The organism is Stenotrophomonas sp. 220_Sma, from assembly GCF_056487375.1.
On record NZ_CM151348.1, the window covers coordinates 4,181,714 to 4,197,327 of the forward strand.

12 protein-coding genes are annotated in these 15,614 nt (G+C 65.7%); 2 read left to right on the top strand and 10 right to left on the bottom strand.

The genetic code is table 11. The features are described 5' to 3' along the window. Positions 1-20: 20 nt before the first annotated feature. The 10 genes from ACZLIB_RS19515 to ACZLIB_RS19560 form a co-directional block, all read right to left on the bottom strand. Positions 21-380, bottom strand: coding sequence for a helix-turn-helix domain-containing protein (locus ACZLIB_RS19515; protein ID WP_197612315.1), 360 nt, complete (start codon positions 378-380; stop codon positions 21-23). Then, positions 377-679, bottom strand: coding sequence for a type II toxin-antitoxin system HigB family toxin (locus ACZLIB_RS19520; protein ID WP_065178056.1), 303 nt, complete (start codon positions 677-679; stop codon positions 377-379). The genes ACZLIB_RS19515 and ACZLIB_RS19520 overlap by 4 nt, the downstream gene beginning before the upstream one ends. Before the next feature lie 49 nt (positions 680-728). Continuing rightward, entirely contained in the window at positions 729-1,067 is a 339-nt protein-coding gene (locus tag ACZLIB_RS19525; protein WP_478468482.1) for a hypothetical protein, read from the bottom strand. A 3-nt stretch (positions 1,068-1,070) separates the two neighbouring features. Further along, positions 1,071-2,075 carry a S41 family peptidase gene (locus tag ACZLIB_RS19530; protein ID WP_478468483.1) on the bottom strand — a complete coding sequence of 335 codons (1,005 nt, stop codon included), beginning with the start codon at positions 2,073-2,075 and terminating at the stop codon, positions 1,071-1,073. 288 nt (positions 2,076-2,363) lie between these two features. Next, positions 2,364-5,393 (bottom strand): autotransporter family protein, encoded by a 3,030-nt coding sequence (locus ACZLIB_RS19535; protein WP_478468484.1) that lies wholly within the window; start codon positions 5,391-5,393, stop codon positions 2,364-2,366. 298 nt (positions 5,394-5,691) lie between these two features. Beyond that, positions 5,692-6,774, bottom strand: a complete 1,083-nt coding sequence (locus ACZLIB_RS19540; RefSeq protein WP_478468486.1) for an acyltransferase family protein — start codon at positions 6,772-6,774, stop codon at positions 5,692-5,694. Further along, entirely contained in the window at positions 6,774-7,922 is a 1,149-nt protein-coding gene (nagA, locus tag ACZLIB_RS19545) for an N-acetylglucosamine-6-phosphate deacetylase (protein ID WP_197615778.1), read from the bottom strand. The genes ACZLIB_RS19540 and nagA overlap by 1 nt, the downstream gene beginning before the upstream one ends. Continuing rightward, entirely contained in the window at positions 7,922-8,950 is a 1,029-nt protein-coding gene (locus ACZLIB_RS19550; RefSeq protein WP_049400482.1) for an SIS domain-containing protein, read from the bottom strand. Before ACZLIB_RS19550 ends, nagA begins: the two co-directional genes overlap by 1 nt. 7 nt (positions 8,951-8,957) lie before the next feature. Next, entirely contained in the window at positions 8,958-10,025 is a 1,068-nt protein-coding gene (locus ACZLIB_RS19555; RefSeq protein ID WP_006391719.1) for a LacI family DNA-binding transcriptional regulator, read from the bottom strand. Between the two features lie 39 nt (positions 10,026-10,064). Beyond that, the gene (locus ACZLIB_RS19560) at positions 10,065-11,354 is read right to left on the bottom strand and encodes a sugar MFS transporter (RefSeq protein ID WP_032128949.1); all 1,290 of its coding nucleotides are present in this window, start codon (positions 11,352-11,354) and stop codon (positions 10,065-10,067) included. A 376-nt stretch (positions 11,355-11,730) separates the two neighbouring features. On the opposite strand from ACZLIB_RS19560, the gene ACZLIB_RS19565 reads away from it, so the two are divergent. Both ACZLIB_RS19565 and ACZLIB_RS19570 read left to right on the top strand, forming a co-directional pair. Then, positions 11,731-12,747, top strand: coding sequence for a glucokinase family protein (locus tag ACZLIB_RS19565; protein WP_478468487.1), 1,017 nt, complete (start codon positions 11,731-11,733; stop codon positions 12,745-12,747). 143 nt (positions 12,748-12,890) lie between these two features. After that, positions 12,891-15,551: a TonB-dependent receptor gene (locus tag ACZLIB_RS19570; protein WP_478468488.1), complete on the top strand. Its 2,661-nt coding sequence runs from the start codon at positions 12,891-12,893 to the stop codon at positions 15,549-15,551. Positions 15,552-15,614: the final 63 nt, after the last annotated feature.

Here is a 15,614-nt window from a genome sequence, read left to right on the forward strand (position 1 = left end):
CGGCAGGGACTCTCAGGGCTTCAGCGGCCGATGAGACTTTCCGCGGGAATGCCCAGGTTGCGGTGAAGCTTCCGGATCATTTCCAGAGTCAGACCGCGCTTGCGATTCAACACCTCGTAGACACGGTTGAGCTGGCCGATGGACGGCACCAGATCCTTCACTGTCAGACCGCCCTGCTCCATGCGGAAGCGGATTGCGTCGATGGGATCTGGCGGGTCGATCGGGTAGTGCTTCGCTTCGTAGGCTTCAACCAGCGTTACGAGAATTTCGAATCGATCGCCATCCTCGCTCCCCGGCTCCGGCTCGTTGTCCACATAGGCCGAAATCTCGCGCAGAGCGTTTTCGTAGTCGCTTTCCGTACGGATGGGCTGGATGTTCATAGAAGCTCCACAGTGTCGGCGTCGATCCGGTCGTACTCGGCGTGGGTGCCAATGAACTTGATGTAGACCACTTGAAACCTGTAACCCACAGCGACGATGAGCCGGTAGCTGTTGCCCTTTATGTTGAACACCACACGACTGTTCGCCACGAAACTTGCGCTTGCATAACGTTGGCGTACGTCGTGCGGCGTGTCCCATACGGCGTGCCTGACTTCGTCGTACCAGGACCTCAGCGCTGCTTCCGAATCAGGGTGGCGTTCCCAGAATCGTTTCAGCGTCGCCAAAGCAACCACTTTCATTCGCGCATCCTAGTCCCAATATGGGACATAAGCAACCCTCTCATCTTCATCAGCGGTCGATGTATCCGTGCCGCCACAGCCAGCCCAGCGCGGCCAGCCCGGCCACAACCACCAGCATCAACGGCAGGCCGAAGCGGTGCCGCCACGGGATCGGTACCCCGCCCAGCTGCTGGTCCATGGTCTCGGTATCCAGCACCCAGCCGTGCTCGCACCGGGTGCAGGCCAGTTCGTAGCGGCGCTGGTAGGTGAAGCCAAACAGCAGGTCGATGCGCGCCATCTTGTAGCGCAGCTGCGGGGCGAACTCGGTTTCCGTCTGGCAGCGCAGGCAGTGATGCGCTTCGGTGGGGCCGACGATCACCACCCGTTCCTGTTGGCCGATCAGGATCATGGCTCAGTGGCCCTGGCAGGCGGGCTGGGCCAGTAGCCACGCTTGGGCGGCAGCCACGGTGGCCGGTCCGCTGGCCGTAGCCTGATCCGGCTGCATTCTGCCGCCGTCACCCTGCCCGTTGCGGTCAGTCATCACATTGTGGGTCATCAACAAAGTAGTACCGTCCACCAGCGTCATGGGTCGATTGCCGGTAGAAAAGCCTGCGCTGGGCTGACCGAAACTGCGACTCCCTGGTTGCCCTCGAAACGCGAGTGCCACTGCTTCGCCGGAGCTTGCCGTACCGGCCCCCATCACCACCGCCACCGGTGCTGTGCCCGCACGCAATCGATACGCGCCCTGTCGTGAACGCAGCATCGAGGCATTGCCTTGCACAACTTCTCCTTCCGCCTGCCGCCACCACAGCAATCCATTGGCACTACGGAAGGCGCCGATCAACGCCCCCTGCGTATCCGGCGTTCCATGCAGCAATGGCAACAAACCCAACAACATCGGCCACATGTTGCCGCCACCATTACTGCTTACATCCACTACCCAGCCGCACCGCGTGCCGTCATCCAGGCCGGCGATACGCTCCTGCAACGCCAGCGCGTAGACCTTGCGTGCTTCATAGCGTTCCGGTTCGCTGCGTTGCAGGTCTTCCACAAAGGGGCTGACCCGCAACACGCCGATGCGGGGATTGACATGACTGGGGGCAGCGAGTTCGGTGGCCTGAGCGGCATTCAAGCGCTGAGCACGTTCGGAGCGCTGACGCTGCTCGCTTGGTGAAAACCAGCGGCCGTGGCCTCCGCTGCTGCGTGCGGCGGCCTCATCCAGGACACGGCGCTGTTGCGCGCGGTCATCGCCTGCGGCGGTCAGGCGGGCGCGCACGTCGTTCCAATCGACGCGGCCACGGTACAAAGACTGGGTTTCCAACAATTGCAGCATCTGCTCACGCGCTTCGGGCGACGGCAGCTCCACTGTTTCCTCTGCAACAGCGACCGAAGATGAAAGCAGCAGCGTGGCGAGCATGGTGGCACGAACATTCCTTGGGTCCAGCATCGACGACTCCTTGTCATGTATCGAAGCCATAGGATAGTCGTGGCGGGATCGATCTCGCCACGCACCGTTGTCCTATAGAGCCGAGCCCATGCTCGGCTCTGTGGGATTGGACCGAAGCAGCCGAGCATGGCTCGGCTCTACAGGGTCATGACAGCGGCAGGATTCGTGTCGACCAAGGTCGACACCTACCAAAGCGGGTCAATGCCGTCAGTTGGGTATGTGTGCCGACCTTGGTCGGCACACGCCAGAGCACGAGACTCACCAATCCGCGCGCAGGCCGATGTTGCCTTCGATGATGCGGCGCTTCTCGTTGCGGTCACCGCCCAGCTCGCGTGTGTAGTCGGCCACGGCATAGGCGCTGATGGTGCGGTTGAAGCGCCCGACCACACCTACCCCGGCTTCCAGTGCACGCGAGCGCTGCGAATTGATGATCGTGTCGTTGTCGAAGCCGACGCGGTCCTCGCCGGAACGGCCATGCCAGTAATTGAGCTTGAAGTATGGTTGCCAGCCGTTGTCGGCCAACTGGTAGTCGCCGGCCAGGCGCAGGCCGATGCGGCCGGTCCAGGCATTGTCGTTGTCGAAACGCACGCTCGATACTTCATCGCGGCGGTCGTCCAGCGCGGTGCGCTGCCAGATCACCTGTACCTGCGGTTCCAGCCACCATGCGGACTGGCCGACGTGCAGCAGCGGCTTGCCGGCTTCCACCGATACGCTGGTGCCATCGCCCTTGATCCCGAAGCCGAGTCCACGCGAAGAACGCGCGCGGCCGTCGTAGCGGCTCTGCATCGCCACGGCGTCGATGTAGCCCCCGCTGCTGTCGGTGAAGGTCCAGTACAGGCCCACGTGCTTGTCGTCCAGGCGGCTCTGGCCTACCTGCACGTTCTCCCAGCCCAGTGCCAGGCCGGTGGTCTTGCCCTGCGCGCGGGTGCGGCCGACGAACACGCCGATCTGGTTGCGGTGGTTGTCAGAGGCAGCAGCCCACACATCGAGGCCAGCCTGCAGGCCCATCACATCGCCATCAAAGCCGGGCTGCGCATCACCCTTCCAATGGATCTCGCTGCTCTGGCCCACCAACCGGCCCCAGGCGGTGCGGAATGCACCCTGGTTGTACAGCAGGCGTTGTTCGCCCTGCCGCTCGTGGAAGGTACCGAGGCTGGCCAGCGAGGTCTCGCGCAGCAGCGGCGGCACCACAGCATAGGTGGCAGTCTCCACGCGGTATAGCGGTACCACTGCGCCCTCGGCGGGACGTGCACCCGGCGTCGGCGGCGCACCGGTTCCGGGCAGCGCTCCGCCAGCCACCGGCACATCCGGCACCGCCGGATCACTGGGCGGCGCCACCGGCACGGGTTCCGGCGGCGGTGGTGGCGGCGCGGTCTCGCCTGCGGTCAGATCCGGATCGGTGGCGCCTTCGGGCGGCGGTGGCGGTGCCGGGGTGATCGGTGGTGGGGGTGCGACGGGTGGCGTCGGCGGCGGCGGCACGCCATTGATACCGCTTCCGTTGGGCGCCGGTGCAGGCCCGGCCACCACGGTCGAGCGCAGGTACCAGTTCTCGCTGGTACCGGCACTGACACCGCCCTTGAACAGGAAGTACTCGTAGGCACCGGCCGCAACCGGTGCGAACAGCGAGAACGCGCCCGGCGCGGTACGGCCACCATTCAACGCCTGCACCACCAGGATGCCATCGGCCAGCGTGGCCGCGCCGCTGCCGCCGGCATTGAGCACGCCGATGCCGGTGGTGCCGGTGGCGGTACCGCCATCGATCACCAGGCGGTCGCTGGTGGAATTGTCCGCGCCGAGCACGGTACGCAGGTACAGGCCACCGCCGTCACCACGATAGTTGCCACGCACGGTAAACACGTCGCCAGCACCGGTACCGGTCAGGTCGATACGCCCGGCATTGACCATCTCCACCAGTGCGCCACTGTTGAACGGACGGACGGCATGGCCGCCACTGCCCGCGTAGACAGTGCTGGTGTCATCCACCGTGAGCGTGCCGGTGCCGGTTCCGCTGTCACCCAGCACCAGATCGCCATCGAAGGTCAGCTCGGTGCTGTTGGCCAGGCTGATTGTCTCCCAGTTCTGGAAGCGTCCCATGCCTGCAGCCTTGACGTTGTTGAAGTTGAGCTGATCGATGCCACTGCCACCGTCGAACAGCGGCACTGCACCAAGGTTGCCCTGGTTGAGGCTGGCGAGATTGGCCACGTCGTTGTCAGGACCCATGTCGATCGCGCCATAGACGATGCCGCCACCTCTCCAGTTGAAGATGTCGTTGCCGGTACTGAGCAGCACCTGGCCACGCACGGTGCCATCGGTGATGGTCACGCTGTCGGCACCACCACTGACACTGATGTTGCCGCCGATGTAGGCCGTACCCGAGATGATGATGGTGTCGGTGTCGAAGCCGGTGACCACGTTGCCCTCAACGATGCCGCCGGACTGATCCCACAGATTCTTGTCCAGCTTCATGTTGACGCGGCCGATGCGGCCAGCGGTCATCCAGGCCTGGTCGCCATCCTCGAACGCACCGACGATGCGGCCACCGCTCATGCGGAAGGTATCGATGTTGTCGCCCTGCTGCAGCGCGCCGATCGTGCCGCCACTCATGACGAAATCATCGCGGCCACTGCCCTGCACCACCACGCCGGTGACGGTGCCGCCGGTGACAGTCATCTGGTCATCGCCACCGCCCTGGTCGACGCTGTCGATCGTGCCGTCACTGAGCAGCAGCACATCGTTTCCATCGCCCTGCAGTACGCCTCCGGTGATGCTGCCGGCCTGCATCTCGAAGCGATCGTTGCCCGCATCGAACTGCACGCCGGTCTGACCACTGATCGTTCCCCGATTGACCAGCACGCTGTCGCCTGCGCCGATGAACTGCAGGGCAATGTTGTTGCCGGTGCTGATGCTGCCGGTGTTGTCGACGCGGCTGCCACCCCCAAGCTGCACGGCCACACCGCCCACCGAACTGATCGCGCCCTGGTTTGACAGCAGGTGACCACCGGCACCGACCAGCGCGAGGGCCGATCCACCACCACTCTGCTGCAACTGGGCACCATTGCCGACGTTGACGGTGACGCCAGCCGCGCCACTGGCGGTAACGGGAGTGGTCTGCGGATTCGGTGCGTTGGCATCACAGGTGACCGTCTGGCCGGCGGTCGGTGCCGGGTTGTTGCAGCCCGCCCAGGCGACGCTGGCGGTCGTCAGAAGCAGGGACGGAACGGCGAGGGCCTGCAACACGGAAACAGCAAGGCGGCGCGGGCGGAACGCACGCGGAACGGCACGGGACATGGGGCACTCCTGGACGGGAAATCAGGAACTGCGTATGTGCGGCACTGCGCTTGCAGTCTGCCGTGTGGTGAACCGTTTCGACAGGTGAACTTGCGTGCAGAGAATCACAGTTCAGATGTGAAATCGCCCGGTCCTCACGCCAATGTGATGTGGCTGAAATCGTTCATTTTTTGGCACATGGGGATCACGCGCAAAGCATCCACGCATGGCGTGGATCTACTGACCCTGCATCGCCAATCGATTCACTCATGGCACCTGGTAGATCCACGCCATGCGTGGATGCCGTTGGCGGATGGGGTCAGATCTTCAGATAGATCTTCCGCCGGTCCAGCCACCACGCCACGCCCCACCACAGTGCGACGAACACCAGCGCCTGCAGCATCGACGCCAGTTCCAGCGCCTGCGGCATCGCCGTGGCCAGATGCTGCCAGATCCAGCCCCAGGCGCCGGTCGCCATCAACACCACCGACATCACCGATGCGCCCAGATAGGCGGTGATTGCATTGACCCCGAAGCGCCGGCCCAGCGCGGGCCAGCCCTTCTGGTCGATCAGCACGTGGCCCAGCCACAGCACCAGCGCCGCAAGACCGCCCGTCCACAGCACGTAACTGGGCGTCCACAGCTGTTTGTTCAGCGGCAACACGATGGCCAGCAACAGGCCGAGCACAGCGGTCGCCACGCCCAGCCCGGCCAATGCCGCCGAACGCCCGTTGCGCAGCAGGCCACCGGCAAGCAGGCCGAGCACCGTGCTGGCCAGCGCGCCCAGCGTACTCAGCAATCCTTCCGGGTCATGTCCGAGCCCGGTATCGGCATGCCACTGGTAGATCCACGGTGCGAACAGCGCGGTATCCAGACGACTGGCCGGATTGGTCCACGACGCCAGATCGCCGACGCCCAGCAGCAGTACGGTATACCCCACCAGCAGACTGACCAGTACGGCCGCCTGTGCGCGCGGACGCGCATACACCGCCAGTACGCCCACCAGCGCCGCGCATACCGCGATCCGCTGCAGTACGCCCCATATGCGGAAGTGATGGGTATCCAGCGCCCACCAGATCAGCAGGTGCAGCAGCGCACCGGCCACCAGGATGCGCAGTGCGCGCTCCAGCACGCCGCGTGCCAATGCCGGTCGCGCCGACGCGTCCAGCGCGCGTGGCGCCACGCTGAAGGCCATCGACACGCCCACCAGGAACAGGAAGAACGGGAACACCAGGTCGGTAGGCGTGCAGCCATGCCATTCCGAATGACGCAGCGGCGCGAACACCGCGCTCCAGTCACCCGGGTTGTTGACCAGCAGCATTGCCGCCACGGTAATGCCGCGCAGGGCATCGATCGAGCCCAGCCGGCGTGGCGGCATGCTTCCCTTCAAGGGATCGGCCATCAAGCGGCCTCGTATTGTCCGGCAATCCAGGTGCCACGCACCTGCAGGGCATCGTCCAGCAGCACCAGGTCGGCCTGGTAGCCCTCGGCGATGTGGCCCAGACGATCGTCAACGTTGAGGAACTGCGCCGGATAGGTCGAGGCCATGCGCGCGGCTTCGGCCAGTGGCTGGCCGAGCAGCTGCACGGTGTTGCGCACCGCGGTGGCCATGTCCAGCGCCGAGCCGGCCAGCGAACCGGCGGCATTGCGCACCACGCCGTCGATGGCGGTGATGGTTTCGCCGTACAGCACGTAACTGGGATCGTCGGCGCCAACCGGCGGCATCGCATCGGTGACCAGCAGCAGGCGACCACGCGGTTTGGCTGCCAGCGCCACGCGCAGGCTGGCCGGATGCACATGCACGCCATCGACGATGATGCCGATCCAGCTGTCGCGGTCTTCCAGCGCAGCGCCCACCGCGCCGGGCTCACGGCCCTGCAGCGGCGACATCGCGTTGTACAGGTGGGTGAAGCCACGCACGCCTGCATCCAGACCGGCGCGGATCTCTTCGTAGGTGCCTGCGGTATGCCCAGCGGCAACGATCACGCCGCGCTCGACCAGCGCGCGAATGGTCTCCAGCGGCACGCGTTCCGGTGCCAGCGTCAGCAGGGTCACGCCGTTGTCCAGCGATGCGGCCAGCGCGATCTCTGCTTCGTCTGGCACACGGAACTTGCTGGCATCGTGCGTACCCTTGCGGGCCGGCGCGATGTACGGTCCTTCCAGATGGATGCCGATCACGCCGGGCACACCCTGCGCGATCGCCTCGCGCATCGCATCGATGGCTTCACGCATCACGCCCACGTCGTCGCTGATCAGCGTCGGCAGCATCGCGGTGGTACCGAAGCGGCGGTGCGCCTGCGCGATGGTCCGCAGCGACGCCACGTCCGGCGTGTTGTTGAACAGCGCGCCGCCGCCACCATTGACCTGCACATCGATGAAACCGGGCAGCAGCCAGCCACCGCCCAGATCAACCTGCTCGGCGGCCTGGCCCAGCTGCGGCGCTGCATCGGGCAGCAGCGCGCTGATGCGGCCGTGCTCGATCACCACCGCCAGATCATCGCGGAATTCGTCGCCTGCCAGGATGCGGGCATTGCGCAGGACCGTGGCCATCACACCGTCTCCGTGACCTTGTTCAGGTGCGGCGGCAGATCCGGGTTGAAGCCACGACGCAGCGCCAGCGCGTTGATCGCGCGGTAGAAGCTCTGCACGGTCAGCAGAGGTGCGCACAGCGGATGCGGCGCGGCCGCTACCGGCAGGTTGCCACCGGCACCGGCCATCCACACCTGTGCACCGCGCGCGGTGAATTCCTCGACGACGGCACGGGTTCCGGCGCCGGTTTCGTCGGGCTGGGCAAAGGCCAGCACCGGGAAACCGCGGTCGACCAGCGCCATCGGGCCATGCTTCACTTCAGCCGAGCTGTAGGCTTCGGCATGCAGGCTGCAGGTTTCCTTGAACTTCAGTGCAGCTTCCTGCGCCGCGCCCAGGCCCAGGCCACGGCCGAGCACGAACAGGTTGGTCGCCTCGACCAGGCCCTCGGTCACCGGCGTCCAGTCGCACTGCCAGGCCTCGCGCATCGCGTCCGGCAGCAGGTCCAGCGCCGCACGCAGGCTTGCGTCCTGCTTCCAGTAGGCAGCCAGCTGCAGCAGCGCAGCCAGCGACGCCAGGTAGCTCTTGGTCGCCGCCACACTCTTCTCGGCACCGGCGTGCAGCGGAATGACCGTATCGGCCAGCTGCGCCAGCGGCGAATCCTCGACGTTGACCAGTGCGATCACGCGCGCGCCGGCGGCCTTGGCAGCTTCCGCGTTGCGCAGCAGGTCCGGGCTCTTGCCCGACTGCGAGATGACGATGAACAGCGCGCCACGCAGCTGCAGCGGTGCGGCATAGACCGAACCCACCGACGGCGAAGCCGATGCGACCACCAGGCCCAGCTGGGTTTCCAGCAGGTACTTGCCATAGGTGGCGGCATGGTCGGAGCTGCCGCGTGCGCAGGTGACCACGAACGGCGGCGGCGCCGCACGCAGGCTGGCAGCCAGGGTTTCCATGGTGGCGTGGTTGCGCGAGAACTGGCGCGCGACCACGTCGGCCGCTTCAGCGGCTTCGGCGAACATCAGGGTGGACGTGGGGTCTGACAGCGACATGGCAGGCTCAGGCAGGATCGGAAGGAAGGGGGCGTGCGCCGGCCGGGCGCATCGGCGCGGTCGAACCGCGCACCACCAGCTGCGGCACGAAGCCCTGGTTGTGCAGCGGTGCCGGCGCATCGTCATAGGCGTCGCTGCGCAGCTGTGCGATCAGCAGGCGCGCGGCATGGCGGGCGATGTCTTCGGTGGCCTGCTTGGCGGTGGTCAGCGGCGGCCACGACTGGCGCGAGAACGGGCTGTCCTCGAAACCGGCGATGGACAGGTCATACGGCACGTTCATGCCCGCCGACTTCGCGGCGGCCAGCACACCGGCGGCGATTTCGTCGTTGGAACCGAAGATGGCCGTGGGCGGCTCGCGCAGCGCCAGCAGGCGGCGTGCGCCCCGGAAACCATCGTCGAAGGTGTAGTCGCCCTGCACCACCAGGTGCTTGTCCACGGTCATGCCGTAGTCCTTCAGTGCGGCTTCGTAACCGGCATAGCGCTCGCCCGATGAGCGGTGCGAGATGCCGCCCCAGAGGAAGCCGATGCGCTGGTGACCCAGCTGGATCAGGTGCTCGGTGATCTCGTAGGCGGCCTCGCGGTCGTCGACGAACACGCAGGCGCCGTCGGCCGGGTCTTCGGTGGCGGCAATGATGCGCACCAGCTTGATGCCGCGCGCGGTCAGTGCCTGGATCAGGTCGCGGCGCTCGGACATCGGTGCGGTCAGCACCAACCCGGCCAGGCGCGAACGCTGCACCCAGTCGGCCAGCTCATCGGCCAGCAGCGGCGAGCTGGAATCGCAGGGATGGATCTGCAGGCCGAAACCGGTCTCGCGGCACGCGGCCAGTACGCCGTTCTGCACGCCGATGATGTGGTACGGGTTCGGGTTGTCGTAGACCAGCCCGATCACGAAGGTGGTGCCGCTGCGCAGGTTGCGCGCGGATGGATCGGGTTCGTAATCGAGTTCAGCGATGGCACGCAGCACCCGCGCACGGGTGGCCTGCATCACCGAAGGCTCGTTGTTGATCACCCGCGAGACCGTCTTCAGCGAGACCTTGGCCTTTTCCGCAACGTCCTTGATGGTCGCTCTGCGCATGGGTTTTCCCTGGGGTTGGCTGCCGTCCATCATCGCCGATCAGGCCTTGTCCTGCGGCAGGCCGGCGCGGTGGCCGACCACCGAGTAGAACAGGATGTACAGGTAGCACGGCACCATCAGCAACACGAACACCAGCTGGAAGTCGATGTGCTGCTTGAGCACGGCGAACAGCTGCGGAATGATCGCGCCACCGGCAATGCCCATCACCAGCAGGGCCGAGCCGGTCTCGGTGAAACGGCCCAGGCCGCGGATCGCCAGCGGGAAGATCGCCGGCCACATCATGGCGTTGGCGAAGCCCAGCAGGGCCACGAAGGCCACCGATACATAGCCGTGGGTGGCCCAGGCGCCCAGGCAGAACACCACGCCCAGCACCGCCGAAATGGTCAGGTAGCGCGACTGCGAAACGACCTTGGGGATCAACAGCAGGCCGACCACATAGCCGACCAGCATCGCGCCAAGGGTAAGCGAGGTGAACATCTTGGTCTGGTCCAGCGGCAGGTCGAAGCCATGCCCGTAAGTACCAATCGCATCACCGGCCATCACCTCCACGCCCACGTAGACGAACAGGCACAGCACGCCCAGCCACAGATGCGGGAACTGGAAGATGCTGCGGCGCTCGGCGGCACCGGCAGCCGCCGGCGTGGCGTTGGCTTCGGACGACTTGATTTCCGGCAGCGGCGAGAACAGCACGGCCACCGCCAGCACCACCAGCAGCGCAGCCATCGCCAGGTACGGGGTGTGGATCTTGGCGGCAAACTCGTTCAGCAGCGCGGCCTTTGTGACCGCATCTGCGGCCTGCACCTGTGCATCGAGGTCACCGATGCCGTGCAGCACCAGCGTGCCGATCAGCACCGGCGCCAGCATGCCGGCGATCTTGTTGCAGATGCCCATCAGCGCGATGCGGCGTGCCGCCGTCTCGATCGGGCCGAGGATGGAGATGTAGGGGTTGATCGCGGTCTGCAGCAGGGCCAGGCCGCTGCCGATCACGAACAGGCCGCCGAGCGCCCCCGGATACCAGCGCTGGGTGGCAAACTCACCGAACAGCGCAGCACCACCGGCCATCACCAGCAGGCTCAGGCTGAGGCCCTTCTTCATGCCGGTGCGGCGCAGGATCCACGACGCCGGCAGGGCCAGGAAGAAGTAGGACAGGTAGAACACCATCAGCACCAGGAAGGCACCGACCTCGCTGAGTTCGAAGGCGAGCTTGACGAAGGTGATCAGCGGGCCGTTGAGCCAGGTGAAGAAGCCGATCAGGAAGAACAACACGCCAACGATGGCGATGGAGGTGGCCACGTTCGGGCGCGCGCTTGCAGCGGGGACGGCGGACATCAGGAGGGCTCCTGCGGCGACGGCCGCAGAACACGGCGTCGGAGAGTGGCTGGGAACAACGTTGTCACATTCTTTCGATGGACAACCGCGGTTTGTCAACTTCCATGCGCAGCCCCGTGAACCTCGTGCTGCACTGCGCAACCCGATCACAGCGCCGTGTGCTGAATGCGCCACAGCCCTTGAGCCCCTTGCAGCAACGGTTCCCGCGTGAAACCCATGCTCACGCCATGTAAACGTTTACTGCATGTCGCATTCGTTGCGCCGCAGCAACGAAAGTGTCACGAACTCGTTGACATCGTTGTCAGCGGGGTTACAGACTCCGCCCCAATCGCCGCCCCCGATCCCGGGTCCGGCCCCACCTGCAGCAGGAGCCCGCGTGACCGCCAGCCACCCCGCCCCGGCCCATGTCCTGTCCCGAGTCGCGCCCTCGTTCCTGGCCGCCGACGTCGGTGGCACCCATGTGCGCGTGGCCCGGGTCCAGGCCAGCGGTGATGCCGCCCACCCGGTGCAGGTGCTGGAGTACCGCAAGTACCGCAATGCCGACCATGCCGGCCTCAGCGCGATCCTGTCCGACTTCCTTGGCGAAGGCCCGCGGCCCACGCATTGCGTGGTCGCCAGTGCCGGCTACGCACGCGAGGACGGCACGGTGATCACCGCCAACCTGCCCTGGCCGCTGTCGGCGCGCCAGGTGGAAGCCGACGTCGGCCTGCAGCGGGTCTACATCGTCAACGACTTCGAAGCCGTGGCCTACGCCGCCGCGCAGGTTGACGCCAGTGGCGTGCTGCACCTGTGCGGACCGGAAACCGCCGCCCGCGGCCCGACCCTGGTGGTCGGCCCCGGCACCGGCCTCGGCGCCGCGCTGTGGATCCCCACCGCGCACGGCCCGGTGGTGCTCCCGACCGAAGCCGGGCAACCGACCCTCGCCGCCAGCACCGAACTGGAAATGGCCATCGTCCGCCACATGCAGCGCGACCGCGCGCACGTGTCGATCGAACACGCGATCTCCGGCCCGGGCCTGATGAACCTGTACCGCGCGGTGTGCGCACTGCAGGGCCAGGCGCCGACCCTGGCCAGCCCCGACGCGGTCACCGCTGCGGCCATGGCCGACAGCGATGCACATGCGCGCCAGGCGCTGGATGTGTTCTGCGGCCTGCTCGGCAGCACCATCGGCGACATGGCGCTGTTCTACGGCGCCCACGGTGGCGTCTACCTGGCCGGCGGCATCCTGCCGCAGATCCGTGAATACCTGCACGCCAGCACTTTCGTCGACCGCTACCTGCAGAAGGGACCGATGGGCGAAGCGCTGGCACGCATCCCGGTGAAGGTCGTCGAGCACGGCCAGCTGGGCGTGGTCGGCGCTGCCAGCTGGTACCTGCAGCAGTCGGCCGCCTGACACCGCAACAGGCTTCAACGCAATCGCAGCACGCAGTACGTGGCACGCCAACGCACGGGACTTCGCCGCCGCCCCGCGCATGTCATCGCAACCGTAATCGAACACCGCCGCCGGCATCCAATCGAGTGATGAGGAGAGACATCATGAACACCCGCAAGACCCTGCTTTCGGCCGCCATCGTCAGCTGCCTCGCCTTCAGCGCGCACGCGCAGCAGGCCACCCAGACCGCCACCGACCTGGATACCGTGCAGGTCACCGGCATCCGTGGTTCGATGGAAAAGTCGCTGGATACCAAGCGCGAAGCCAATGCGCGCGTGGAAGTGGTCACCGCCGAAGACGTGGGCAAGCTGCCCGCGCACAACGTCGCCGACACCCTGCAGCGCCTGCCGGGTGTGAACATCAGCTCGTCCAGCGCCGACGAAGGCGGCTTCGACGAAGCCGACCGTGTCAGCCTGCGCGGCACCAGCCCGAGCCTGACCCAGACCCTGATCAACGGCCATACCGTCGGCTCGGCCGACTGGTTCGTGCTCAGCCAGGGCAACAACGTCGGCCGCAGCGTCAGCTACTCGCTGCTGCCATCGGAACTGGTCAGCTCGGTGGAAGTCAACAAGTCCTCGCAGGCCAAGCTGCAGGACGGCGGCACCACCGGTACCGTCAACATCATCACCCGCAAGCCGCTGGAATTCTCCAAGCAGTTCACCGCGGAAGGCTCGATCGGCGCGGTGCGCTCGGACCAGGCCAAGTCGAACGACCCGCAGCTGTCGGCGCTGTTCAACTACAAGAACGATGAAGGCACCTTCGGCGTGATGCTGCAGGCCTTCAGCCAGAAGCGCGAGCTGCGCCGCGAAGCGCAGGAAATTCCGGGTGGCTTCTTCAAGATCGGCGCAGGCGATCCGGTGGCCAAGACCAATCCGGACCTGATCGGCGTCAATGTTCCGGGCCTGCTCGGCTCGACCCTGTTCGAACAGACCCGCAAGCGTACCGGCGGCCTGGTCTCGCTGCAGTTCAAGCCGACCGACGACCTGAGCTTCGTGCTCAGCGGCTTCAGCTCCAAACTGGAAGCCAACAACTACAACCGCAACTTCATGATGTACGGCAACAGCTTCGCCAAGTCGCAGGCGCCTGATCCGGGCTATGTGGTGAAGGACGGCGTACTGACCCAGGCCAGCTACAAGGGCATGCCGGACACCAACTACGCGGTGTACGACATGATCTACCGCGAATCGACGGCCAAGACCAACTACATCACATTGGATGCCGATTGGCAGGTCAGCGAGAACCTGACTGCCAAGTTCCAGGCTGGTACCACCAAGGGTACCGGTGAGACCCCGCGCCAGTACATCGCCGAACTGCTGAGCGCCAAGGGTGGCGGTGCCAGCTGGAGCACCCATGGCAACAGCTCGCCGATCGACTGGAATGTCGGCGGCGACCTCACCCCGGCCGGCGCCAGCTGGAATGGCACCTGGGGCAACCAGCAGGTCACCGCGATCGACAAGGAAAAGTGGGCCAACGTTGACTTCAGCCAGTACTTCAACGCCGGCGTGCTGAGCTCGATCGATTTCGGTGCCCGCTATGCCGACCACAAGCGCGAGGCCAAGTCGCCGGAAGGCGCAACCCCGGGCAACATCTGGGATGCGCTGCGTGGCAGCGCGACCGCGAACTATCCGGGTGGTTTCGCCAGCAGCATCGGCGGCAGCTTCCCGCGCAACCTGTGGTACTACACCCCGGCCGCCCTGAAGGACGCGGTGACCAACAACTCCGAATGGCTGTCGGGCAATGACGGTCCGGATGGCCGCCACAACTATGGCGCCGAATGGAAGGTGACCGAAAAGAACTTCGCCGCCTACGTGCAGGGCAACTTCAGCGGCGATCGCTGGAGCGGCAACGTCGGCCTGCGCTACGTCAACATCAAGCAGGACATCGATACCTACGCCACCGCCATGGGCTCGACCGTGCCGGACGTGAAGAGCCTGTTCGGTGCCTGGACCCGCGAAGCCTTCGAGAACAAGCACAACCGCGTGCTGCCGAGCGCCAACTTCAAGTACGACCTGCGTGACGACCTGGTGCTGCGCCTGGCCGCCTCGCAGACCCAGACCCTGCCCGACTACTCCGCACTGGGTGCGTCTTCGTACGGCTCGGATCTGAACCGCACCGGTGGCGGCGGCAATCCGAAGCTGAAGCCGGTGATCTCGACCAACTTCGACGCCAACCTGGAGTGGTACTTCATGCCGCGCGGCATGCTGTCGGTCGGTGCGTACTCGATGCGCCTGAAGGACTACGTGGCCTTCAGCACCGAGAAGCAGATGCTGTTCAGCGAGCTGACCAACCGGCTCGAAGAGTACGACATCTCGCGTCCGAAGAACGCCGACGGCAAGGTGCGCGGTATCGAAGTGGCCTACGAGCAGCCGATCGGCGAGTACTTCGGCGTCAACGCCAACTACACCTACGCCGATGGCAGCACCGAGCACACCTGGGCCGATGGAACCGACAACCTGCTGGGCACTTCGAAGAACACCTACAACGTGGGTGCCTACTTCGAGAACGACACCTTCGGTGCACGCGTCAGCTACACCCGCCGTTCGTCGTTCCTGATCGGCCTGTCCGGTGCCAACCCGTATTACCAGGATGACTTCGGCACCCTGTCGGCATCGCTGAGCTACAAGGCCACCGACTGGCTGAGCATCAGCTTCGATGCGCTCAACCTCAACAACCCGACCTACAAGTACTACCAGACCGCGGCCATCCCGACCTCGTTCTACAGCAACGGCCGCCAGTACTACCTCAACTTCCGCTTCAAGTACTGATCCAGCGGCGGCAACATCGCCGAGTCGTGCACGCACGCCGGGCCTGGGTCATTCCGGGCCCGG